Source organism: Polaromonas sp. P1_F8, from assembly GCF_056405635.1.
The window spans coordinates 520,498-542,436 of record NZ_JBFUBS010000001.1 but is presented as its reverse complement, the minus strand read 5'-3'; the positions used below and the strand labels follow the sequence as shown (position 1 = coordinate 542,436).

Genomic DNA, 21,939 nt, shown 5'->3' with positions numbered 1-21,939 from the left:
ATTGAGCCCGGCCGGACATCAGGCGCCGTGGTCGATCATCTGCATGGCTTTTTCGAGGCTGCGCCGCATGCGGTTGAACGCGCCGCCGAGCACGGACACTTCGTCTTTTCCGCCGTCAGCGAATTCTGGTACATCAAAGTCACCGGTGCTCACCTTGTCGGCGGCCTGGGACATGCGGCGGATAGGCCGCACGATGAGCCAGCTCAGCATCAGGTTAAGTACGACAAAAACCACGGCGAAGACAGTTGCCAGCGAGGCCATGAAGGTCTTGAAGGTGCGGTCTGCGTTGCGGATGGGAATGTCCATGGGAACGGTGACAACCTGCGCGCCGATGATTTCGTTGTGTTTCCAGCCGAAGCCGTTGGCCTCGCCGTAGATCTTGATCATGCTGGCGGGCGCATTGGCCGGCACGCTGTGGCACTGCAGGCACGCCGCGTTGGTGATCTGAATGGGCTTGGCTATATAAAGCAGGCGGCCGGTGGCGGCGGCACGCTCGGAAATCAGTTCTTTCGATTCGGCGTTCTGGCGGAATTGCTGGACGATGTCCGCTTCCCAGTCGGTGGCGCGGTCGCGCGGGTTGGTCGGGTTCAGCGTGGCTTCCTTGTAGCCGTAGTCACGGTACTTTTTCTGGATGTGGCCCAGCGTTTCGGTGGCGGCGTAGGCCGGAACGGTCTGGGGCAGGAACACTTCCTCGAGTTGTTTATCCAGGTGCGGCTTGATCTGCTCGACGGTGTAGGCCCGCACGGAAAGCGCGGTGTCCATCATGAGGCGGGCGTTGCGCAGCACCTCTTCGCGCGCATTGTCCTGCAGCAGCTGGCGCGAGATGTAGCCGGCCGCAGCAAAGCCGGCCAAAAAAACCACGACCAGCACCAAATTGAATTTCAGTCTCAAGCCCATAGCGCCTCCAGGTGCCCTGCAGCCAGCAGAGCGGGATTATTCAGCAGGTTCAACAAATTGTTACTATTTTAGTCCTGCCCGGGGGCCATTGTGCCCCGCTCGTCGCACCCGATACACCGGTAGTAATGCCAATTACGGCCAACAGTGATAATCGCTGCCATGTCTTCTTCTCCCAAAGTGCTTTTTGGCTTCCATGCCGTCGGCGTTCGTATCAAAACAGCGCCCCAATCCGTCCTGGAAGTGTTTTTCGATGTGTCCCGCCGCGATGCGCGCATGCGCCAGTTCACGGACCGGGCCCGGGAGGCGGGTGTGCGGCTGATCGAATCCGACGGTTTGCGCCTGGCAAAGATGTGCGGCAGCCACGGCCACCAGGGCGTTGTGGCCCGGGTCGATGCACTGGCGCAGGTCAAATCGCTCGACGAATTGCTGGAGCAGCTCGAAGAAGCCGGTGTGGCCCAGCCGTTGCTGCTGGTGCTCGACGGCGTGACCGACCCGCACAACCTCGGCGCCTGCCTGCGTGTGGCTGACGGCGCCGGCGCCCATGCGGTGATCGCGCCCAAGGACCACGCGGCCGGTATCAATGCGACCGTCGCAAAGGTCGCCAGTGGCGCCGCCGAAACCATGCCTTACTTCATGGTGACCAACCTGGCCCGCACCCTCGGCGAGCTCAAGGAACGCAATATCTGGTGCATAGGCACCAGTGACGATGCCGAAAAAACGATTTACGACGTCGACCTGAAAGGCCCCGTGGCGCTGGTGCTTGGCGCTGAAGGTGAGGGCATGCGCCAGCTCACGCGCAAGACCTGCGATGAGCTGGTCAGCATCCCGATGCATGGCGCGGTGGAAAGCCTGAATGTGTCCGTAGCCAGCGGTGTGTGCCTGTACGAAGCCCTGCGCCAGCGCAGGGCATGACGACGCCGCAGCACTTCGACCTGGTCGTCATAGGCGCCAGTTTTGCCGGGCTGGCCTGCGCGCGCGCCGCGGCCAGGGCGGGCCTGCAGGTCGCCATTGTCGAAAAGAAGACTTCTTCCGGCGACAAGCTGCACACCACCGGCATCATCGTGAAAGATGCCATAGACACCATCCCGTGGTTGCAGCAAGTGCCCGCGGCGATGGTGCGGCAGGTGGACGGCGTGAGGCTTTATTCGCCCAACCTTCGCCACGTCGATCTGCACGCGCCCGGGTATTATTTCTGGGCAACCGATACGCCGGCCCTGCTGGACTGGATGTGTGCGTCCGTCGTGGCGGATGGTGTCACCTTGCTGGCCGGCACGCTGTTCGAGCAGGCTGCGCGAGACAGCGGCGGCTGGGCCGTGTCGGTCAAGTCGGTTGCATCGCAGGAGCCGATGGTGCTGCAGGCTCGCTACCTGGTCGGCGCCGACGGCCCCCATTCGCGTGTGGCCAAGGCTTTGGGCCTCTCGCTCAATACCCAGTTTCTCTTCGGTATCGAGCATGAATACGGCCAGGCCCGGCTGGATGCCAACCTGCTGCACTGCTTCATAGACCGCCAGCTCGCGCCCGGCTACATCGGCTGGGCCGTTGCGGGCGTCGGTATTCACCAGATTGGTCTGGCCAGGCGGATGTCGGCCTCAGGCGCATCCGTGCCCGCCAAACAGGCGTGGATGGCGGCTTTCATGTCAAAGATTGCGCCCCATGTGGATGTCGGCAACGCAAGTCCGCTGGCGACGCGCGCCGGCATGATTCCCTGCGGCGGGGTGCTGAAGCGGGTGTCCGACGCACGCGTCATGCTGGTTGGTGATGCCGCCGGCATGGTGTCGCCCGTGACGGCTGGTGGCATTCACACGGCCCTGGAGCATGGCGATGCGGTGGGCAGCGCGGTAGCCGCCTTTTTGCAAGGTGGTTCGGCCGATGGCGGCGACCCGGCTGATCCAGCGCAAGGGCTGGTGCGGCACTACCCGAAGTTCCGCGCCAAGCGCACGCTGCGCTGGCTGTTTGACCGCTTTCAGGCAGACTGGATCTTCAATATGGCCCTGGACACCGAACCCATGCGGCAGGCTGCGCGCATGGTGTACTTTCACCGGCGCGGCAAACCTGAGTAGCCGCCCCGAAACGGGCTGCTAGACCAGCCCGTACCAGCCCAGCAATGCGCCGGCGCCCAGCAGCCACAGCAGATGGATTTTGCTGCGCCAGACAATCACGGCTGTGGTGGCCGCCAGCAGCCACACCGGCCAGTCTTTCAGCGAACTGCCGTTGGCGGTGGCCAATATCCAGCTTGTCGCGATCAGCAAGGCCACCACGATGGGCCCCATGCCCTGCTTGAAGGCCCGCACCGCGCGCAGTTCGCGGTTGCGGTGCCCCCACTGCGCGGCCAGGTAGGTGAGGGTGGTGCTGGGAATCAGGATGCCCAGCATCGCCAGGAAAACGCCCAGCAGCCCGGTCAGCATGCCGCCCGCGTTCAGCCCCACATTCCACCCCAGCAAGGCGATGAACAGCACATTCGGCCCGGGGGCTGATTGCGCAATGGCAATGGACGCGTTGAACTGCGCGTCGGTCAGCCAGTGCTGCTTGTCGACCAGGAAACGGTGCATGTCGGGCGCGGTGGTGATGGCCCCGCCTATCGACAGCAGCGACAGCGAGAGGTAATGCAGGAAGAGGTCAAACCATTCCCGAGCGCCGAAGACGAGGTGCAGCGATTCGGTCATGGTGCCAGCCTGCGGTAAGCGAGCAGGCAGGCCACGCCGCCCAGCCCCAGCAGCACGTAGGCCAGCGGAAAGCGCAGCAGGGCGATGGCCACAAAACAGGCCACACCGAACGCGGCGCATAGCTGCAGGCCCAGCACGTTTTTCTTGAGCGCGCCGAACAGCTTCAGGCCGGTCGCGCCGATCAGCCCTGCTGCCACGGCGCCCATGCCGCGCAGCGCGCCAGCCACGCCGGGATGCCCGGCAAACTGGGCATAGACCACCGCCAGCAGCAGCACCAGCACCAGCGGCACGGTCAGCATGCCGGCCAGCGCTGCCAGGGCGCCCTTGAGGCCGAAGTAGCGGCCACCTATCATCAGTGAGATGTTGACTACATTGGGCCCGGGCATGATTTGCGCGACGGCCCAGTCTTCAATGAATTCTTCGCGCGTCATCCAGCGCTTTTTTTCGACCAGCTCGCGTTGCACGACAGCCAGTACACCGCCAAAGCCCTGAAGCGCCAGCAAGGTGAATGAGATGAAAAGATCGGAGAGAGATTGGGGTTTCGGGCGGTCTTCGGCGGGAGGGGTGCTCATGCACCAATTATCGCCGCTTCATCGATGCACCACAGCCTGCGCACAGGAGACCAAGGGCCGCCGTTTGCTATTAATAAGATAGCTGCTTGCGCTCGTTGGATATGGGCTGGAGGCAAAAATGGCGTAAATTTTTGAGGCAGCGCCCGACATGCCCTGCATGGCGGCTACAGTCGCAGTTCCCAAGTTTCGCCCACCAGGTTTTCTTTCCCAAAGCCATGGTAGGGCTCGCTCCTGGTCAGCTTGAAACCACGCCTGGCGTAAATGGCGCGCGCTGCGTCCAGGCAGCTGTTGGTCCAGAGCACCATTTTTTTGTAGCCCTTGCTGCGCGCAAATGTGATGCACTCGTCGGCCAGGCGCCCGCCCAGGCCCAGTCCGCGCGCCTGCGGCGTGAGGATCAACATGCGCAGCTGGGCCACGGCGGCTGATTTACGCGCCACAAACACCGCGCCCGCCCGCTCACCGTCGACTTCGGCTATCCAGCACTTCTCCCACTCCGGCTGGTGGTTCTTGAGGTACTTGCCGGCAATATCGGCCACCAAGGCCTCGAATTCGCTGTTCCAGCCGTATTCACGCGCATAAATTTCACCGTGTTGCTGCACCACCCAGCCGATGTCGCCCGGCCCGGGGTCGCGCAACAACACTGTACGTGTCGCGGCAGGCGCAGTGCCGTTGGCCAGCAGCCGTTGCATGGTGGTCATGGCCGTCACCACCTTTTGCTGGTGGTCCGGCGCCAGCGCGGCCAGCAGGGCGGCGGCTTCGTCGCGGGAGCGCTGCTGCAGCGGCGCAAATGCAGCGTGGCCGGCCTCGGTCAGCTTCAGCAGGCTTTGCCGCGCGTCCGCTGGCGAAGGCACGCGCGCCAGCCAGCCCTGGCTTTCGAAGCGGCGCAGGATGCGGCTCAGGTAACCCGCGTCCAGCGCCAAGTCGCGCCCCAGCTCCGTGGCCGTAGGCTGGTCGCGATGGGCCAGTTCATACAACACCCGCACCTCCGTCAGCGAAAACTCGCTGTCCAGATAAGGGTCCAGCACGCCGATGCGCTGGGTGTAGAAGCGGTTAAAGCTTCGCACGGCCTTGACGTGGGCTGTAGAAGCGGAGGGCGCTCCAGTCTGGGGCTGGGCAGGCGTGCTTGAGGCGGTGGTATTGATTGACGAGGCCATGGCTGATATCGTCAATCAATTAGTTGACAAAGTCAAGCATATGGAATTTGCCCGGTCTCAACCGGCCTCAGATCACCCGGCGCGGCGCCGCTGTGGCCGCATCGCCGCTGTTGGGCGCGCCGGTCGGCTCAATCAGCAGCAGGTGCGCCTCTTGCGGTGCCCGCGGACGATGACGCACCCCGCGAGGCACCACGTACAGCTGGCCGGGCTTGAGCGTAACGGTGGGCTGGCCGTCGATGTCGATGTGCAGCTCGCCCTTGAGCACCAGGAAGAGATCGTCGCTCTCCGGGTGCGAATGCCAGCTGAACTCTCCCTGGACCTTGACGACCATCACGTCGTGCCCGTTGAATTCGCTCACGGTGCGCGGTTGCCAGTGGCCTTCAAAGGTCGCGAGCTTGCTCTGCAGGTCTACGGCTTCTTTCATGTGAACTCCTCTTTCATAGCGGTTGAATGCGGTTGAAGGGGAGTCTCCTTGTCCAGGGCTACCGCGTCTTGTACGATTGTTTCCTTTACGATTGTTTCATGCACGACGCCCAGGCCCCCACGCCCAAAGACTGGGCCCGCTTTCGTCCCGGCGCACTGGCCGGCGTGACTCAGATGAACGCCCACTTCACTGAGCACACCTTCGAGCGCCACAGCCACGAAACCTATTCCATAGGGGTCACCGCCTCCGGTGTGCAGACCTTCCACTGCGGCGGCACGCTGCACGCCAGCCTGCGCGGCGATGTGATTCTTTTTAATCCCGACGAACCGCACGACGGCCAGCGCGGCACGCAGGAAGGCTTTGGCTACAGCATGCTGTATGTGTCGCCGCAAGTGGTGAACGAATGCCGCGACAAGGAAGCCGGCCTCGAGATGGCGGCCTACTTCCGTCAACCTGTGGTGCGCGACGCCGCCATGGGCCGCGCGCTGGCGCGTGCCATAGGCGCGGGCGGACAGGCGCAAGAGTCGCTGCGTGCCGAAGAGCTCACGCGCAATGTGCTGGTTCGCTTGCTGCAGCGCTACGGAGAGCGGCGCTCAGGCGATGAAGTGAGGCCTGCCGGTGTTGCGCGCATGGCCCGCATTCGCGACTACCTGCGCAGCCACTTCGACCAGGACGTCACCGTCGATGCCCTCGCAGGCGAGGCCGGCTTGTCGCGTGTTCACCTGACCCGCGCCTTCGCCCGGCAGTTTGGCGTACCACCGCATATCTACCTCAACGCCGTTCGCATCGAACGCGCCCAGTCAGCCATGCTGGCCGGGCAGGGCCTGGCCGAGGTGGCCGCCGCCTGCGGTTTTGCCGACCAGAGCCATTTCAGCCGGCGCTTCAAGGGGAGTGTGGGTTTGTCGCCGGGGGCGTGGCTGCGGCAGATGAAGCCTTCCGCGGCCACAATCGGGTGAATCTATTGCAGGTCGGCAAATAAGGATTCCCCGCGGTCAAGCGGGTCCACAACCACGTTATAGATCTCGTTGATGCGCCAGATCGGGGTTTCATAGGCGGCCTGGCCCTGTACCTTCACCAGAAATGCGCTTTTCCTTTCGTGAGCGGCAAGGGTCAGCTCACAGGAGAAGTCGATTTGCCCTGTGTCCGTCGAAATGGCGCTCACGAGTTCATGCGCGGCAAGCGAGAGGCGCTCGGTGCTTTCGTGAGGCAAGAGCTGATCAACCTCATAGGTCCGCAGCACGATCGCAGTGATGCGATCGATGAGGTCGTCAACTACCGAGTTCGGATTTGTGACCATCTGTGGGTGCATTTTGTGGATTCTCCTGCATCTCCCAAAGAACTAAAAAGCTATATCTATATTGCAGATTGTCATGAGCGGCATGTTGAATCGTGGAAGCCGTGAATAGGCAACAGGATTGGCTATTTGCCCGCACCAGCCTATTTTTGAAGAATACAGCTCGCAAGTTGCACGCATAGAATCGCCAGCAAGCATGGGCGCGTCTTGTTTGCTTCAAGGTCGGCCCCCCGAGAGCACGGAACGGCCGTCACCATGTTGAGTCATCAATCATTCCAGAGGATCCCTTGAAAAAAGTATTGCTACTTCTCGCCATTGCTCTTCTTTCAGCTTGCGCGACTACATCTTTTCGCTCGAACGCGCCTGAATTCGCGGGAGAGAATCGTGTAAGTTCGGTTTACGTCTACTCATTTCTTGACTTGCGTGAAGGAGCTCTGGGAAGGAAATTCCTGGCAGAAGTAAAGCGTCAGCTAAATGATTCATTGAGCAAGGAAAATATCTCGTCCAAGCAACTTTGGTTTAACGATTCCCCATTTGCCACCCAGTTCTCCCTGGAAGAAACAGGCCCAAACCCTTCCAACACCAGTACACGTGTTCCAGTTGAAGAGGTAATCAAGGCCACACAGGACGAAGAAAGACTTTTTGGCGCTTCGCATCGTTTGATTGTGTTTCCTGCCTCGGTCATGCAATCTAATACCGGAGCAAGTTTTAGTATCCGATGGTCTTTAGTCGATCTAAAGACCAATCAAACTGTCTGGGCCACTACTTCAGTGAGCAACCACGCGAAATGGTTTCTTGGTGATGAGAACCCGGAAGCACGAGCTACCACTTTTGTTGAAGAGTTGATGAGCGAGCTTAGAAAATCAAAAGCTATCCGTGAGCGCAGGGCCTGATTGTTCGGTCAAGCATGGTTCCCGACAGCAGGAAGTCATTTTCGCGATACCACCCGATACCACCCTAGACCGACATCCCACCAGAAACCTCAATCACTGCCCCATTGATATAACTCGCCTCATCGCTCGCGAGGAAGGCATAGACATTGGCAATCTCCTCGGGCCGTCCGAGGCGCCTGAGCGGCACATGGGCCTCCATCTCCTTCAGTACCTTGTCGGGGATAGTGCTGAGGATGGGCGTTGAAATAAAACCGGGGGCCACGGCATTCACGCGCACGCCCTTGGGGCCCAGCTCGCGGCTCCAGGTTTTGGTGAAGCCGATCACGCCGAACTTGCTGGCGGCGTAATTCGTCTGGCCGAAGTTGCCGTAAATGCCGACGACTGAACTGGCATTCAGTATCACGCCGCTGCCTTGCGTTGTCATGGTGTCGGCCACGGCTTGCGCGCAGTGGAAGACGCCGCGCAGGTTCACGTCGATCACCTTGTCGAACTGTTCGAGCGTCATTTTCTGCAGGCGTGCGTCCTGGGTGATGCCGGCGTTGTTGACCAGCACGTCGACGCGGCCGAACTGGTCTTTGACCTTGCCGACCACCGCATCCACCATGGCGCGCTGGGTCACGTCCATCACATAACTGACGGCCTGCGCGCCCAGGGCCTGGCACTGCTTGACGGCATCATCCACCCCGGCTTGTTTCACGTCGCAGACGATGACGGTGGCGCCTTCCTGGGCAAACTTGAGTGCGGTGGCCAGACCAATGCCCTGGGCTGCGCCGGTGATGATGCTGATCTTGTTTTGGAGTCTTGGCATGAAGTGGATATTTGGATATGGATCGATGAGATGAATGGGAGGATGGGGGAGTTAAACGAAGCAGCTCAGTAAACCGGCTGATGCTGGCGGATCGCATCTTTGACCGCACCCGTGAGCGTAAAGCCGGGCCCGAATTTTTTGGCCAGTTCGCCGCAGCGCGAGACAAAGGCGTCAATCCCCATGCCGTAGATAAACTGCATCGCGCCGCCGGTCCAGGCCGGAAAGCCTATGCCGAAGATGGAGCCGATGTTGGCGTCGTGCACGGTGGTCAGCACGCCTTCGCTGAGGCAGCGGGCGGTTTCCACCGCCTGGCGGTAGAGCAGCCGGTCTTTGAGTTCGTGGATGTCCCAGGCGGCGCCGGGTTTTTCAAACAGGGGCTTGAGTTCGGGCCACAGGTGCTTCTTCGCTCCGGGCCCGGTGGGGTAGTCGTAAAAGCCGCCACCGGCCGCGCGGCCGGGGCGCTTCAACTCTTTCACCATGCGTTCGACCAGCAGCTCGCCGGGCGTGGCGGTGTAGGGCTTGCCTTCTGCGGTGAAGTCGGTACGTGTCTGGTCCAGCACGTGCACGCTCAATGACAACGCGGTTTCGTCCAGCACGGCCAGCGGGCCGACGGGCATGCCGGCCTGGATGCCGGCATTTTCAATCGCGGCGGCGGGAATGCCTTCGCCCAGCATGGCCGCGCCTTCCATCACAAAGGTGCCGAAGGTGCGGCTGGTGTAAAAACCGCGCGCATCGTTCACCACGATGGGGACCTTGCCCAGGGCCTGTACATAGTCGAAGGCGCTGGCCACGGTTTCGTCGTCGGTCTGCTTGCCGCGAATGATCTCGACCAGCTTCATCTTGTCGACAGGGCTGAAGAAATGGATGCCGATAAATTTTTCGGGCCTGTCGCTTGCCGTGGCCAGGCTGCTGATGGGCAGGGTGGAGGTGTTGGATGCGAAGAAACCGCCGGGCGCCAGCAAAGGCTCGGCCTCCTGCGTCACTTTGGCCTTGAGGTCGCGCCGCTCGAAGACGGCCTCGATGATGAGGTCGCAGCCGGCCAGTTCCGCAACCTGGTCGGTCGCGGTGATGCGAGAGAGCAGGGCGCTTTGCTCGGCGGCCGTCATGCGGCCCTTCTCCACACGCGGCGCGGTGATCTTGCTGCTGTAAGCCTTGCCGGCTTCGGCCTTGTCCTGGCTCACGTCCTTGAGCACGGTGGCAATGCCTTTGCTGGCTTGTGCGTAAGCGATGCCCGCACCCATCATGCCGGCGCCCAGCAGGCCGACCTTGGCAGGCCTGAAACGCCCTACGCCTTTGGGCCGCGACTGCCCGCTCTTGATGGCGTTCATGTCGAAGAAAAAGGTGTTGATCATGGCCTTGGCATTGGTGCCTGTCATGAGTTTGGCGAGGTAGCGGCTTTCGATGCGAAAGGCGGTCTCCAGGTCCACCTGTGTGCCTTCCACCATGCAGGCCAGGATGGCTTCAGGCGCGGGGTAGAGGCCGCGTGTCTGCTTTTTGAGCATGGCAGGCGCGACGCTGAGCGCCGCGGAGATCTTGGGATTGGCTGGTGTGCCGCCCGGGATTTTGTAGTCCTTTGCTTCCCAAGGATGCTGGGCGGCAGGGTTGGTGGCGATCCATGCTAGTGCCTTGCCGCGCAACCCGGCTGCATCAGCCACCAGCTCGTGCACCAGGCCCAGCTCAAGTGCCTCGCGCGGGTTAAAGGTTTTACCCTCGACCAGATAGGGTTGCGCGCCCATCAAGCCAAGATGGCGCGTCATCTTGGTCACGCCACTGGCACCGGGCAGCAGGCCCAGCGTGACCTCGGGCAGGCCAAACTGTGTTTTGCGGTCGTCCACCGCCACGCGGTAATGGCCGACCAATGCGACTTCCCAGCCGCCGCCCAGCGCGGTGCCGTTAAGGCAGCTGGCGACGGGTATGCCCAGCGTTTCGAGGGTGCGGAAGTTTTTCTTGACGCGCTCGATCTCTGCATAGGCCTTGGGCGCGTCGGCCGATGTGAGTCGCATCACGGCCTTCAAATCAGCGCCAGCAAAAAAAGTGCTTTTGGCGGAGGCGAGGATGATGCCTTTGATGGCGTCTTTGTCGTTCACCACCTGCGCGGTGACTTCACTGAGGTCGTCTTGCCACTGCAGACACATGGTGTTGACGGGGGAGTCTGGTTCGTCAAACGTGATGATGGCAATGCCGCCCTCAATTTGGTACTGGATGGTCTTCATGGAATTCAGACCCTTTCAACAATCGTCGCGATGCCCATGCCACCGCCCACGCACAGCGTGGCCAGGCCGTAGCGCAGCTTGCGCCTGTGCAGCTCGTCGACCAATGTGCCGAGGATCATCGCGCCGGTGGCGCCCAGCGGGTGGCCCATGGCAATGGCGCCGCCGTTCACATTGACCTTTTCGTGCGGTACCTTCATTTCTTTCATGAAGCGCATCACCACGGCGGCAAAGGCCTCGTTGACTTCGAACAGGTCGATCTGCTCCACCGTCATGCCAGCCTTGGCCAGCGCCTTGCGCGTGGCGGGCATGGGGCCGGTCAGCATGATGGTGGGGTCGGCGCCGCTCAGGGCGGCGGCCACGATGCGGGCACGCGGCTTGAGGCCGTGGGTTTTGCCGGCGGCTTCCGAGCCCACCAGCACAGCGGCCGCACCGTCCACAATGCCCGACGAATTGCCGGCATGGTGCACGTGGTGGATGCGCTCGACCTGGGGATAACGCTGCAGCGCCACGGCATCAAAGCCCATGCCGCCCAGCTGCTCGAAGGCCGGTTTGAGTGAAGCCAGGCCTTCCAGCGTGGTGTGGGGTTTGATGAATTCGTCTTCGGCCAGAATCGTCTGGCCCAGAAAATCCCTGACTGGTACGACGGAGCCGGCGAAGTGGCCAGCGGCGCGGGCTTGGGCAGCGCGCTGCTGGCTTTCGAGCGCAAAGGCGTCCACGTCGGCGCGGCTGAAACCCTCCATCGTGGCGATCAGGTCGGCGCCTATACCTTGCGGCACAAACAGGGTGGCGCTGTTGGTCTCCGGGTCTTGCGCCCAGGCGCCGCCGTCGGCGCCAATCGGCACGCGGCTCATGCTCTCGACGCCGCCGGCCACCACCAGGTCTTCCCAGCCCGAGCGAACTTTCTGCGCGGCCATGTTCACAGCCTCCAGGCCCGAGGCGCAAAAGCGGTTGACCTGTACGCCCGAGGCGCGGAAATCCCAGCCTGCCTTGAGCGCGGCCACCTTGGCAATCACCGCACCCTGTTCACCCACCGGTGAAACCACGCCCATCACTACGTCGTCGATGGCCGCAGTGTCGAAGCCGCTGCGCCGTTGCAGGTCGGTCAGCACGCCGGCCAGCAGGTTGACGGGCTTGACCTCATGCAGGCTGCCGTCTTTTTTGCCTTTGCCGCGCGGCGTGCGGATGGCGTCGTAGATAAAGGCTTCGATGCTCATGATGGCTTTCCTCGGGAAGGCGGGAACGCGGGAACGCAGGGCTGGCGGGGAGGGGCCGTTGAAGTATATGCATTTCGCCAAGCAGTCGCTTTGCATAAATAGACGAACGGAAAGCCGCGTTGCGTTGTAGTGGGCTGAGGCCGGACCTGACCTTCCTCAATTCCTGACCGACATCGTTCAGGGGAGGTGGATGCCCGCGATGAATCAGAGGTGCCGTGTCTCGGCAGGGGTGTTCCACCAGGCGTTGTTGCGCCCGTCCGCGTAGTTGACCGGCGCGCTGATAAGTTCAGCCGGTTCGGCGTTGTCCAGCGCGGCGATGTTGATGGATACATAGTCGCCGCCTATCTGCTCCACGTAACCCCGACCGAAAGGCCGCACGCCGCAGTGCCTGCAAAACAAGTGGTGGCCGCTTTTGGTGCCGAACTGGTAGTCGCTCAGTTCGTTCTCGCCGGCCAGCAGCCGAAATGCGTCGGGTTTGATGATGGCGCCCCAGTTGCGGGTTTTGGTGCAGATGGAGCAATTGCAGCGGCCCGTGCCTTTGCTGAGGTCGATGTCGGCTTCAAAGCGGACGGCGCCGCAGTGGCAGCTTCCGGTATAGGTCTTTTGCATGGGGGCGAACTCCTTGATGGTTGCAGGTTGTTGGGAATATCCGAATATGACAGAATGTTGTCATGTCTGAAAGTATAGTTAAACGACAGCATGCTGTCAAATTGGGGATCGCCAACGAGGAGGTCGAGCGCACGCCGGCCGCCAATTCCCTGAGTTGGCTGGTGGTGCAGGTGATGCAACTCAACGGCTTGTTGACGGCGGCCGGCGATGCGCTGGCGGCGCCGGCCGGGCAGACTTCGGCGCGCTGGCAGGTGCTGGCCACGGTGGAGGATGCGCCGCTGTCGGTGGCACAGATCGCACGCGCCATGAACCTGACGCGGCAAAGCGTGCAGCGGGTGGCGGATTTACTGGTGGAAGAGGGGCTCAGCGTCTATGAAAGCAATCCGGCTCATGCACGCGCCAAGCTGGTACGGCTCACTGCCAAAGGTCGCAAGGCCTTGCAAACCATACAGGCAGAGCAAAAAGTATGGGCCAATGCGTTGGCTGATGGGATGAATGAGGCCCAGCTACGCGCCGCGAGCACCGTGCTGGCGCAGTTGCAGCAGGCTTTGATGGCGCAGGAAGCGCCGCGGGAATAGTTGGAGATTGGTGTGAGATTGCCGGCGCGTGCCGCTTAAGACGGGTCTTTGCTGCGCGTGCGGCTCACGGCGCTGAAGATTCCTATCCCCAGGAAGATCAGCGCACCTATGCCGATGTACAGATGCGGCACACCGGCTACCACGGCGCCCCAGATGACACCGGCCAGGAAAATCACGAAACCGATCATGTAAAGCGCAAAAGACATTTTCTTCTCCACGAAATGTTGTGGCTCCACTATGCGTGCCGTGGTGCCGGCGCTTTATCGGGTAGATGCGCTGATGGGTGTCAGCGAGGGCCTACGAATGGTTTCAGGAGGCTGCGGCCAATTCCGTCACTCGGGGCTTGAAGCCCTCCGGGAGGCCATTGCTCACGAGGCGGCCGCGCGGATGCATGGGACGCAGATATTGGTGAAGCACCAGGGCGGCAGCACCTACCGCCGAAGCCAGCAGACCGTAACGCGCCACGCGCACCATGGGAGCCGTTACGCCGGCATGGGTGGCGTAGTTTTGCAGCGTCTGCCTGGCAACCTCCACCAATTCCGGAAAATGCTGACAGGATGCGCCGCCCACCACCAGCACGCTGGGATCGAAGGTGGTCCACAGGTTCTGCAGCAGCACACCCAGGTAGTGTCCTGACCGGCGAGTGTCCGCCAGCTGGCCCAGAGCACCCGAACCGATGAAGGCCTCCGCGCACCCGCGCCGTCCGCAGGAGCACGCGGGTCCGTCGAGCTCCAGAATGCTGTGGCCGATCTCGCCGGCCATGCCCCGCATGCCGGTGAACAGCCGGTCGTTGAGCACGATGCCCGCGCCCACGCCGACATCGCAGGTCACAAAAATCAGCGAGTCCTTGCCGTCGTTCTCCGAGAATTCGTATTCGCTCAGCGCGGCCGTGTCGGCTTCGTTTTGCACGTGCACCGGTACCGGGGGCAGGCCTGCATGAATCAGTGCCTGGGTGATCTGCGGCAAGAAGTCCACGTTGCGCCAGCCAAGGTTGGGGGCAAAGCGGACCACACCGGTGGTTTCGTCAAACGCGCCGGGCAGGCCGATGCCCACACCTGAAAGTTGCGCGCCGCGCAATACCAGCTGCGCCTGGGCCAGCACTGTCAGGTCGGCGATCTGGCTGCAGACGTCTTGCGGCCGGGTGCCGCGCAAAGGTTCTTGCGTTGACCACAGCACTTGCCCCAACAGGGACACGCTCACCACGCGCAAGGTGTCGACTGCCACTTCCACACCAATCAGGCCGCGCGACCGGCAGTCGATTTGCAGGGGCGTGGAGGGCCGCCCCACACCGTTGGCGGCGGCCATGCTGATTTCACTGAGCCAGCCTTCATCAATGAGTTCTCGCACCAGCAGGCTGACTGTCGACTTGGTCAACCCGCTATGGTTGGCCAGCTGCGCGCGCGAGCGCCCAGGCTGGTTGCGCAGCAAGCGCATCAGCACACTGCGGTTGATGCGTTTGACGAGTTGCTGGTCACCTGTGGTTTTCATGGCCGATGGCATGGTTCAGGCAATGCGGTGCGGCGCCTGTGTTTTCCCTTCCGGCTGCTTGCCGGCGATGATCATGCCGAGAATCTGGTCTTCGTTCAGGTCGGCCGTGCGGTAAGTGCCGATCAGGCGGCCGTTTTTCATCACCGACAGGCGGTCGCTGAGCGAAAAAACATCCTGCATGTCATGCGTGATCAGGAAAATACCCACGCCTTCGGCCTTGAGCTGGAGCACCAGGTTGGCCACCATGGCGGACTCCTCCGGCCCCAAGGCGGCGCAGGGTTCGTCCATGATCAGGATGCGGGCATTGAAGTAAATGGCGCGCGAAATGGCCACCACCTGGCGCTGACCGCCCGACAGGCGCCGCACCGGCGTGTGGATGTTGGTAAAGTTTTTATTCAGGCGGCCAAACACCTTGCGCGCCTGCGCCTCCATGAAGTAGTCGTCCAGCGTATTCCAGGCCGTCATTTTTTCACGGCCCAGAAAAAGGTTGGCCACGGCGTCCAGGTTGTCGGCGAGCGCCAGTGTCTGGTAAATGGTCTCGATGCCCTGGTGCTGTGCATCGGCCGGGGTCCGGAGGTTCGCTTTCTGCCCCATCACATGGATCTCGCCCGAATCGATCGGGAAAGCGCCGGCCAGCATTTTCATGAGCGTTGATTTGCCCGCGCCGTTGTGGCCCAGCACGGCGACAACTTCGCCGGGGTACAGATTCAGGTTCACGCCGTCCACGGCATGAACGCCGCCAAAGGCCTTGCGGATGTCCTTGAATTCGACCAGGGGTTCGGTAGTGATTTGCATTTCAGTGATCCATTGCGCGTCCAGACCGACGCAGGTCGGTCTGGAGCCGCGGGTCTCGCCCCCCTTGAGGGGCTGAGAGCCGCGGCTCCAAGCCTGCCTGCGCAGGCTTGGACGGCTTCGAAGGGCCTCCGCCTCTGGCGGAGGTGCCGGGCGCCGAAGGCGCTTCGGGGGTGTTTCATCCTAGCTTTCCTGCGCCCACTTGCGGTAGAGCACGTCAAATACCACCGCCACAATCAGCACCTGCCCGATGATGATCATGCGTTTTCCGATGGAGACATCCAGCAACAGCATGCCGCTGTCCAGCGACTGCATGATGAGTGCACCCAGCACCGAGCCGATGATGGTGCCGCTGCCTCCAGCCAGTGCGGTGCCGCCAATCACGGCGGCGGCAATCACGAAGAGCTCCATCCCGGTGCCCAGCGAGTTGGTGCCTGCGTTCAGGCGGGCCACCGACACGATGGCCGCAATGGTGATAAGCACGGCGAGCAGGGCAAACAGCATGAGCGTTACCCGCTTGACCGGTATGCCGACCAGTACCGCGGCGTCGGGGTTGCCGCCCATGGCGTAAACATAGCGGCCAAAACGGGTGCGCTGGGAGATGAATGACATCACCACCGCCACGGCCGCCCAGATCAGCACCGGAATCGGGATGCCCTGGGGGGCGTCCTTGTTGGTGACCAGGTAGCTGTTCATGGTCGCGGCGAACGCGGCCAGCAGAACCACCGGTGCCGCCACCAGCAGTACATCCACCCACACGGGCTGGTTGGGCATCTCATGGCGCGTGGAGGCACGGCGGCGCAACAGCATGCGAACCACCAGCACCACACTCACGCAGGCGGTCAGGACCCAGGTGGCGGTCACCCCGATACCGCCGTCATAGCCGCCGCCGAGCTGCAGAAAAGTCTCGTCGCTGACGGGCTGGGTCTTGCCGTCGGCCACCAGAAAAGCCGCGCCGCGTAAGGACATCAGCCCTCCCAGCGTGACCACAAAAGACGGGACGCCGAGCATGGCGGTCAGCCATCCCTGGTACACCGACACCACCAGCGCCGCGGCCAGCCCGGCGAGTGACGCCGCCGGCCAGGACCATCCCAGGGTGTATTGGAGGTAGGCGATGAGCACGCCGACAAAACCGATCACCGAGCCGACCGACAGGTCAATGTGCCGGGCCACAATGATCAGCACCATGACAGTGGACACGATGCCCACCACCGCGGTTTGCTGGGCAATGTTGTAGAGATTCTCAGGCGACAGGAAAATGCCGCCCGACAGGATCTGGAATACGCCCGCCATGACGGCGAGCACGCCCCCCATGAACACCAGCCGCCAGTCGACAGCAGCGTTGCGCAGGAATCGAACGGGAAATTGCATGGTTTTGAGGATGCAGTACTCCCCAAGGCAACCTACAGGCCGGTTGCCTTGCCTGCTTGCGCAGAACGGGGAGCAGGTGGTTGAACGCCTGTATTAAGCCTGTATTACTTGCAGGCCGCGACGTTGCCCGTGACACCCTTGCAGAGTTCGTCTTTCTTGATCCAGCCGGCTTTCACCACCACGTCGAGGTTGTCGCGGGTAATGGGCACGGGCTTGAGGAACTGGGCCTGCAGGGCGACCTTCTTCTCGCCACCGTTCCAGGAAGTCGCGCCGTCGACTTTTTTGCCGGCACCCAGATTGACAGCTGCGCTGGCAGCCTGTTTACCGAGGTCGCGCGCATCTTTCCAGACCGACACGGTCTGGGTGCCCATGGCTACGCGGTTCAGGGCGGCAAAGTCACCGTCCTGGCCGGACACCGGCACGCCCTTGAGACCCTTGGAACTCAGCGCCGCCACGACACCGCCGGCGGTGCCGTCATTGGAGGCCACCACGGCATCGACTTTGCCGCCGTTCTTGGTCAGGATCTGTTCCATGTTTTTCTGTGCGACTTCAGGCTTCCAGCCTTCGGTGTATTCCTCACCCACGATCTTGATGTCGCCTTTCTTGACGGCGGCGTCAATGATTTCCTGCTGGCCTTCGCGCAGGAAATTGGCATTCGGGTCGGTGGGGGAGCCCTTGATCATCACATAGTTGCCCTTGGGCTTGGCCTGGAACACGGCACGGGCCTGCATGCGGCCAACTTCCTTGTTGTCGAAGGTGATGTAGAACACGCCGGGTGCCTCGATCAGGCGGTCGTAGGCAATAACCGGCACTTTTTGTTTGGTGGCCTTGTTCACGGCGGGCAGGATGGCGTCCTTGTCCATGGCCAGCACGATCAGGACCTTGGCGCCCTTGGCCATCAGGCCGTCAATGTCCGCCAGTTGTTTTTCGGGGGAGCCCGCGGCGTCTGCGCTGATGTACTTGGCGCCCAGCTTTTCAAGCTGCGTCTTGATGGCGGCTTCGTCGGTTTTCCAGCGTTCTTCCTGGAAGTTGGACCAGCTGACGCCGACAGTGACCTGCGCAAATGCGCCGGCAGCAGCGAGGCTGAGTGCCATTGCGGTGAGGGAATTTTTTAGTTTCATGAATGTCTCCGATAGTTCTGCCCAGTCGGGCGTGTAGTTTTGAAAACTCAGCTGAATCCCGGTAATCGTTCCGCTGCAAATGCAGCACTTCAGAATTAGTTTGAACGACGCACTAATTATGTGGACCTGAAAAATTCCCCGCCTAGGGACAAACCCCGGGTATGCGGGGGGCACTTTAAATTTTTGATGGTTTCTGTAATACCAAAGGCTGATCAGCAGGCGCAGCAAGCAGAAAATCCGTCAGCGGCACCGGCTGGCCGGACCGGTTTTCCCTGGAAGGCCTGCGCTTCGCTTCAGTGGGCGGCAGACGGCTCTGTCACCCCAAGCTTGATCGCCCAGCTTGACAGTGCGGGCAGGATGGAGGGATACAGCTCCAGGCCCGATTCCATTTGCCTGGCTGCCAGCGCAATGCCTTTTTCGCCGGGCGTGCGCACGGCAGACCCTGCTTGCGCGGGTCGTGATGCGCGGCAGGCATCGGCGACATGGCCAGTCTGGCGTGTGAATGCATCCAGGCCCGCAAAAGCGCGCGGGTCAATCACCTGCAGGAAAACCGTGGCGCCCCAGCCTTCTTTTGCGTCGGCGCGGCCGTGGCCTGCGAGGCCGCCGGTCAGCGCCTCCACCAGCAAGGTGAGGCCATAGCCCTTGTGGCCCGAGTCCATGCCACCCAGCGGCAGGATGGTGCCCTTGGGTTCATCGAACAGTACCGAAGGGTTGTCACTGGCCACGCCGTGGCCGTCCATCACCCAGGCAGCAGGCAGACGCTTGCCTTCCTTGTGCAGCCGGTTGGTCATGCCGTTGGTCGTGGCCGAGGTGGACACATCCATCAGCACCGGAACACCGTTGGTGGGAATGCCGGCCGAAACCGGGTTGGGTGTGAACACCGGGTCCAGCCCGCCAAAGGGGGCAACGCTGGCCGTGTTCGGATCCGAGCAGGTCAGCAGCATCATCAGGCCCTGATCGGTGGCGCGCTTGAGATAGGCGGCCAGGCAGGCGATGTGGTGGCTGCGGCGAATCACAACAGTGCAGGTGCCCTGGGTGGCGGCACGCTCAGTGGCCAATGCCATCGCTTGCAGAACCAGCCAGGGGCCGGGCAGGCGGCGGCCGTCCCATGTCACGGCGGCCGGATGGTCGGCCAGCACGGCTGGGGTGCCGAGTTTTTCCATCGCGCCAGACTCCAGCTCCGTCAGGTAGCCCGGCAGCAGGGCGAGCCCGTGGGTGTTATGGCCCATCAGGTCGCCCTGGACCAGGATGTCGGCCACGGCGGCGGCCTTGTCGTGCTCCAGCCCGGCAGTGGTCAGCAGGGTTCGGGCGTAGTTGATCAGATCGGTCTGGGCGTATCGCATGGATTTTTCTCGGGGTTGTCTCAATGTTGTCGCTGCAGATGCTCTGTTTTTGATAGCTGCTCGCGCTCGTCCTGTAAGGGTTAGATGGACTTTTAATACACATAACCCAACGCGTCAGGCCACATCAGGCCGGCGTTGCTGTCCTGAACATTCTAGGGACGAACACGTAAGGTCGCACATCGCACAACCCGTGCGCGGCGTTTGATGTGGGGCAAAAAGCGGAAAGCGGGCTCATGGCCCGCTTTCCGCCTGAGGCACCGAAGCCGGTGCCTGTAGCCATGTTTATGGCTATGCCGTCAATCAGCCCAGCTTGATGCTGCTGGGGTCCGCGGTGAGGTAGCCGACAGCCGCGCCGAAGCGGTCCTTGTAGTTCGCGCGCACCAGCGGGTCCAGCGTGGCCTGCACCTTGCCATGCAGCGCCGGAATCCAGTCGCCGGCGTGCTGGAAGTTGCTCATGATGTAGGTCCAGCCGTTGAGGTCGTCCACCACATGCAGGCCGGTGGCTTCGGCACCCGAAGGCATGGACATCAGGCGCGACAGCTGCTGGGTGTCGACGTTGTAGGCCCAGATGAAGTTGTTGACGTGGGTGCTGCTGTCTTCGCCGATGAAGAGTGTGCGCATTTTTTCCGAGAACTTCAGGTTGTCGGGGTTGGACACCTTGTTGGGGTTGGCCTTGTTGCCCAGTGCATCGCCGGCGATGTCTTCGCCGACCAGCAGGGCCTTGGTGTGCACCGGCATCCATTCGCTGTTGATGGCGGTGCCGGCCAGGTCTTTCTGGCCGCCGTCCAGCTTGTGCACCATCACGCCGCCGGCCACCAGGGGCTTGTCCAGGGCGATGCCGCTGGCCGCGTTCCAGCCCTTGCCGGTCTTGACCATGGAGTCCTGCATGTTCTGCAGCGCCGAGTAGGCGACCTTGTCCTTGATGTTGACGGTGGTGCCTTCCATTTTGGAGAAGCCCATGCTGCCGCCCATGAGGTAGGCGTAGCGGTGGGTTTCCAGGAAGGCGGCGGCTTTTTCCATGCCGGGCTTCACCTTGATCCAGTTCGGGTTGCCGTTGTAGAACACCTTGGTGAAGCTGGCGTCGGACGGGTCGGCCTTGAGCACCGTCATGATGTCGGCGGGCTTGAGGGTGTCGGCCATCTTTTCGATCTCGGCGCTGGTGGCGTGACCCAGCTTGATCCAGGAAATCTTCGCGCCCTGGTCGGCAGGGTCGACCGAGAAGCCGGTGCCCAGCTTGCCCACATACAGCGTGCCGGAGGAGAGGTCTTTCTCACGGTCGGCCACAAAGACAAAGAGGCCGCTGTTGGTGGCGTCGTCGCCCATCAGCACGGTGCGGTTGTCAGGCATGACCTGCACGAGTTCGTGCGAGATGCGGCCCATGTTGTAGTGCTTTTTGACCGTGCCGGTGCCGTCGGGGTGCACGGTGACTTCAGGCAGGTGGCCGTAGTGGTAGGGGTTCGCTTTGGTTTCGTCGCCGTAGACGTTCTTGCTGAACTTCCTGAACTGCGCGCTTTCGGCGGCAAAAGGTGCATCGGGTTCGTACTCTTCGCTCGAGAGGTGGGTGTTCCAGGGCGACAGGCTGGCGCCACAGGTGATCCACAGGCCATGCGCTTTGGACATGTCGACGTTGTGGTACTTCACCAGGCTGAGCTTGCCGGTGGCCTGGTCCTGGTCCAGCGTCAGCACGGCGATGGGTGAGGGCAGGTTGCCGTAAGCGTCGGCGCCGGCCTGATCGCGTGTGGTGTATTCAAACTGCACCACGGCGAACACCGCCTTGCCCTTGATGCCGGGAACGTTGGCATTCGGCAGGCCGAGCAGCGACGTGCCGTCGGGCGAGTCGGAGAAGATCTGGCGTTCCTTGCCCGGCACCGAGCGGTCGATGATGGGCTGGTTGTTGATGTCGACATAGCCGCCGGCAAGGATGGTGCCGCCCTTGCCATCCGGCACCATGTCGCCGGTCACGAAGAAGGGCTGGTAGGCGAGCTTGTAGCTCTGCGTGCTGTTGTCTTTGAGGCGGACCTGCAGGCTGGAGCCCACGGTGGTGGTGGCCATGGCGGCCGCATCAGCAAGCGTTGGGGCGGCCATGGACGTGAAGCTGGAAGCCATGTAATTGCCCGCTGCGGCGGGGCCGCTGCCGGTAGCGCAGCCCGACAGCAGGGTACTGGAGGCCAGGGCCCCCAGCGGCAGCATGGGCGCGGTCGCCAGGAACTTCAGGGCCGTGCGGCGGGAGGTAAGGGAAGGGGTGGCCAGGTCGGACATTGTTATGGTTTCCAGTGTTTCAGGTGGAGTGGTCGTGAAGCCGCAGCCCTGGCCGCGCACTCCGGCGGGGCAAGTCGGGCTGCGCTGCGGGAATCTTAGGAAGCTTGTGTGACAGTTTCTTGAAAGGGCTGCCACAGACGGCCCCAGGCAGGGGCGGCTCCTGCTGATTAACCTCGCGCCGGGTACTTGAATATCCCCGGGCGAACCGCAAGCTGGTTTGCTGCGGGCCAAAATCGGTCTGCCAGA

General features: G+C 62.2%; 22 protein-coding genes. 5 read left to right on the top strand and 17 right to left on the bottom strand.

Annotation, left to right across the window (positions count from 1 at the left end):
• Positions 1–18: 18 nt before the first annotated feature.
• A complete protein-coding gene (locus AC1D1J_RS02625) occupies positions 19–897 on the bottom strand; it encodes a c-type heme family protein (RefSeq protein WP_477685709.1) in 879 nt (292 codons plus the stop codon).
• A 159-nt stretch (positions 898–1,056) separates the two neighbouring features.
• Here AC1D1J_RS02625 and rlmB point away from each other — a divergent pair, with 159 nt between their 5' ends.
• Both rlmB and AC1D1J_RS02615 read left to right on the top strand, forming a co-directional pair.
• Entirely contained in the window at positions 1,057–1,809 is a 753-nt protein-coding gene (gene rlmB, locus AC1D1J_RS02620; protein WP_477649216.1) for a 23S rRNA (guanosine(2251)-2'-O)-methyltransferase RlmB, read from the top strand.
• Positions 1,806–2,957, top strand: a complete 1,152-nt coding sequence (locus AC1D1J_RS02615; protein ID WP_477693817.1) for an NAD(P)/FAD-dependent oxidoreductase — start codon at positions 1,806–1,808, stop codon at positions 2,955–2,957. Before rlmB ends, AC1D1J_RS02615 begins: the two co-directional genes overlap by 4 nt.
• Before the next feature lie 18 nt (positions 2,958–2,975).
• On the opposite strand, the gene AC1D1J_RS02610 is transcribed toward AC1D1J_RS02615, so the two are convergent.
• The 4 genes from AC1D1J_RS02610 to AC1D1J_RS02595 form a co-directional block, all read right to left on the bottom strand.
• Positions 2,976–3,560, bottom strand: coding sequence for a chromate transporter (locus tag AC1D1J_RS02610; protein ID WP_477649214.1), 585 nt, complete (start codon positions 3,558–3,560; stop codon positions 2,976–2,978).
• A complete protein-coding gene (locus AC1D1J_RS02605; RefSeq protein WP_477685711.1) occupies positions 3,557–4,132 on the bottom strand; it encodes a chromate transporter in 576 nt (191 codons plus the stop codon). The genes AC1D1J_RS02610 and AC1D1J_RS02605 overlap by 4 nt, the downstream gene beginning before the upstream one ends.
• 164 nt (positions 4,133–4,296) lie before the next feature.
• Positions 4,297–5,286 carry a bifunctional helix-turn-helix transcriptional regulator/GNAT family N-acetyltransferase gene (locus tag AC1D1J_RS02600; RefSeq protein WP_477693816.1) on the bottom strand — a complete coding sequence of 330 codons (990 nt, stop codon included), beginning with the start codon at positions 5,284–5,286 and terminating at the stop codon, positions 4,297–4,299.
• Between the two features lie 67 nt (positions 5,287–5,353).
• Positions 5,354–5,710 (bottom strand): cupin domain-containing protein, encoded by a 357-nt coding sequence (locus tag AC1D1J_RS02595; RefSeq protein ID WP_477693815.1) that lies wholly within the window; start codon positions 5,708–5,710, stop codon positions 5,354–5,356.
• Positions 5,711–5,808: 98 nt separating this feature from the next.
• Here AC1D1J_RS02595 and AC1D1J_RS02590 point away from each other — a divergent pair, with 98 nt between their 5' ends.
• On the top strand, positions 5,809–6,666 hold the full coding sequence (locus AC1D1J_RS02590; RefSeq protein ID WP_477693814.1) for an AraC family transcriptional regulator: 858 nt from the start codon (positions 5,809–5,811) through the stop codon (positions 6,664–6,666).
• Between the two features lie 2 nt (positions 6,667–6,668).
• Here AC1D1J_RS02590 and AC1D1J_RS02585 read toward each other — a convergent pair whose 3' ends face one another.
• On the bottom strand, positions 6,669–7,019 hold the full coding sequence (locus tag AC1D1J_RS02585) for a hypothetical protein (RefSeq protein WP_477693813.1): 351 nt from the start codon (positions 7,017–7,019) through the stop codon (positions 6,669–6,671).
• 272 nt (positions 7,020–7,291) lie between these two features.
• Between AC1D1J_RS02585 and AC1D1J_RS02580 the strand changes: the two genes are divergently transcribed.
• Entirely contained in the window at positions 7,292–7,897 is a 606-nt protein-coding gene (locus AC1D1J_RS02580) for a hypothetical protein (RefSeq protein ID WP_477693812.1), read from the top strand.
• Positions 7,898–7,961: 64 nt separating this feature from the next.
• On the opposite strand, the gene fabG is transcribed toward AC1D1J_RS02580, so the two are convergent.
• The 4 genes from fabG to AC1D1J_RS02560 all read right to left on the bottom strand — a co-directional run bounded on the left by fabG (position 7,962) and on the right by AC1D1J_RS02560 (position 12,741).
• Positions 7,962–8,705 (bottom strand): 3-oxoacyl-ACP reductase FabG, encoded by a 744-nt coding sequence (gene fabG / locus AC1D1J_RS02575; RefSeq protein WP_477693811.1) that lies wholly within the window; start codon positions 8,703–8,705, stop codon positions 7,962–7,964.
• Positions 8,706–8,770: 65 nt separating this feature from the next.
• Positions 8,771–10,918 carry a 3-hydroxyacyl-CoA dehydrogenase NAD-binding domain-containing protein gene (locus tag AC1D1J_RS02570; RefSeq protein WP_477693810.1) on the bottom strand — a complete coding sequence of 716 codons (2,148 nt, stop codon included), beginning with the start codon at positions 10,916–10,918 and terminating at the stop codon, positions 8,771–8,773.
• 5 nt (positions 10,919–10,923) lie between these two features.
• Positions 10,924–12,132: an acetyl-CoA C-acetyltransferase gene (locus AC1D1J_RS02565; RefSeq protein WP_477693809.1), complete on the bottom strand. Its 1,209-nt coding sequence runs from the start codon at positions 12,130–12,132 to the stop codon at positions 10,924–10,926.
• A 204-nt stretch (positions 12,133–12,336) separates the two neighbouring features.
• Complete coding sequence (locus AC1D1J_RS02560; protein WP_477685719.1) at positions 12,337–12,741, bottom strand: GFA family protein; 405 nt, start codon at positions 12,739–12,741, stop codon at positions 12,337–12,339.
• A 62-nt stretch (positions 12,742–12,803) separates the two neighbouring features.
• Here AC1D1J_RS02560 and AC1D1J_RS02555 point away from each other — a divergent pair, with 62 nt between their 5' ends.
• Entirely contained in the window at positions 12,804–13,319 is a 516-nt protein-coding gene (locus tag AC1D1J_RS02555) for a MarR family winged helix-turn-helix transcriptional regulator (protein WP_477693808.1), read from the top strand.
• Positions 13,320–13,354: 35 nt separating this feature from the next.
• Here the strand turns inward: AC1D1J_RS02555 and AC1D1J_RS02550 are convergent, their stop codons facing one another.
• The 7 genes from AC1D1J_RS02550 to AC1D1J_RS02520 form a co-directional block, all read right to left on the bottom strand.
• Complete coding sequence (locus AC1D1J_RS02550; protein ID WP_457280702.1) at positions 13,355–13,525, bottom strand: hypothetical protein; 171 nt, start codon at positions 13,523–13,525, stop codon at positions 13,355–13,357.
• Between the two features lie 103 nt (positions 13,526–13,628).
• Positions 13,629–14,807, bottom strand: a complete 1,179-nt coding sequence (locus AC1D1J_RS02545; RefSeq protein WP_477685721.1) for an ROK family protein — start codon at positions 14,805–14,807, stop codon at positions 13,629–13,631.
• Positions 14,808–14,822: 15 nt separating this feature from the next.
• The gene (locus tag AC1D1J_RS02540) at positions 14,823–15,602 is read right to left on the bottom strand and encodes an ATP-binding cassette domain-containing protein (RefSeq protein ID WP_477685722.1); all 780 of its coding nucleotides are present in this window, start codon (positions 15,600–15,602) and stop codon (positions 14,823–14,825) included.
• A 180-nt stretch (positions 15,603–15,782) separates the two neighbouring features.
• A complete protein-coding gene (locus AC1D1J_RS02535) occupies positions 15,783–16,913 on the bottom strand; it encodes a sugar ABC transporter permease (protein ID WP_477685865.1) in 1,131 nt (376 codons plus the stop codon).
• A gap of 161 nt (positions 16,914–17,074) precedes the next feature.
• On the bottom strand, positions 17,075–18,091 hold the full coding sequence (xylF, locus tag AC1D1J_RS02530; protein WP_477685723.1) for a D-xylose ABC transporter substrate-binding protein: 1,017 nt from the start codon (positions 18,089–18,091) through the stop codon (positions 17,075–17,077).
• Positions 18,092–18,384: 293 nt separating this feature from the next.
• On the bottom strand, positions 18,385–19,434 hold the full coding sequence (locus tag AC1D1J_RS02525; RefSeq protein ID WP_477693807.1) for an Ldh family oxidoreductase: 1,050 nt from the start codon (positions 19,432–19,434) through the stop codon (positions 18,385–18,387).
• Positions 19,435–19,734: 300 nt separating this feature from the next.
• A complete protein-coding gene (locus AC1D1J_RS02520; protein ID WP_477693806.1) occupies positions 19,735–21,693 on the bottom strand; it encodes a PhoX family protein in 1,959 nt (652 codons plus the stop codon).
• Between the last annotated feature and the right edge of the window lie 246 nt (positions 21,694–21,939).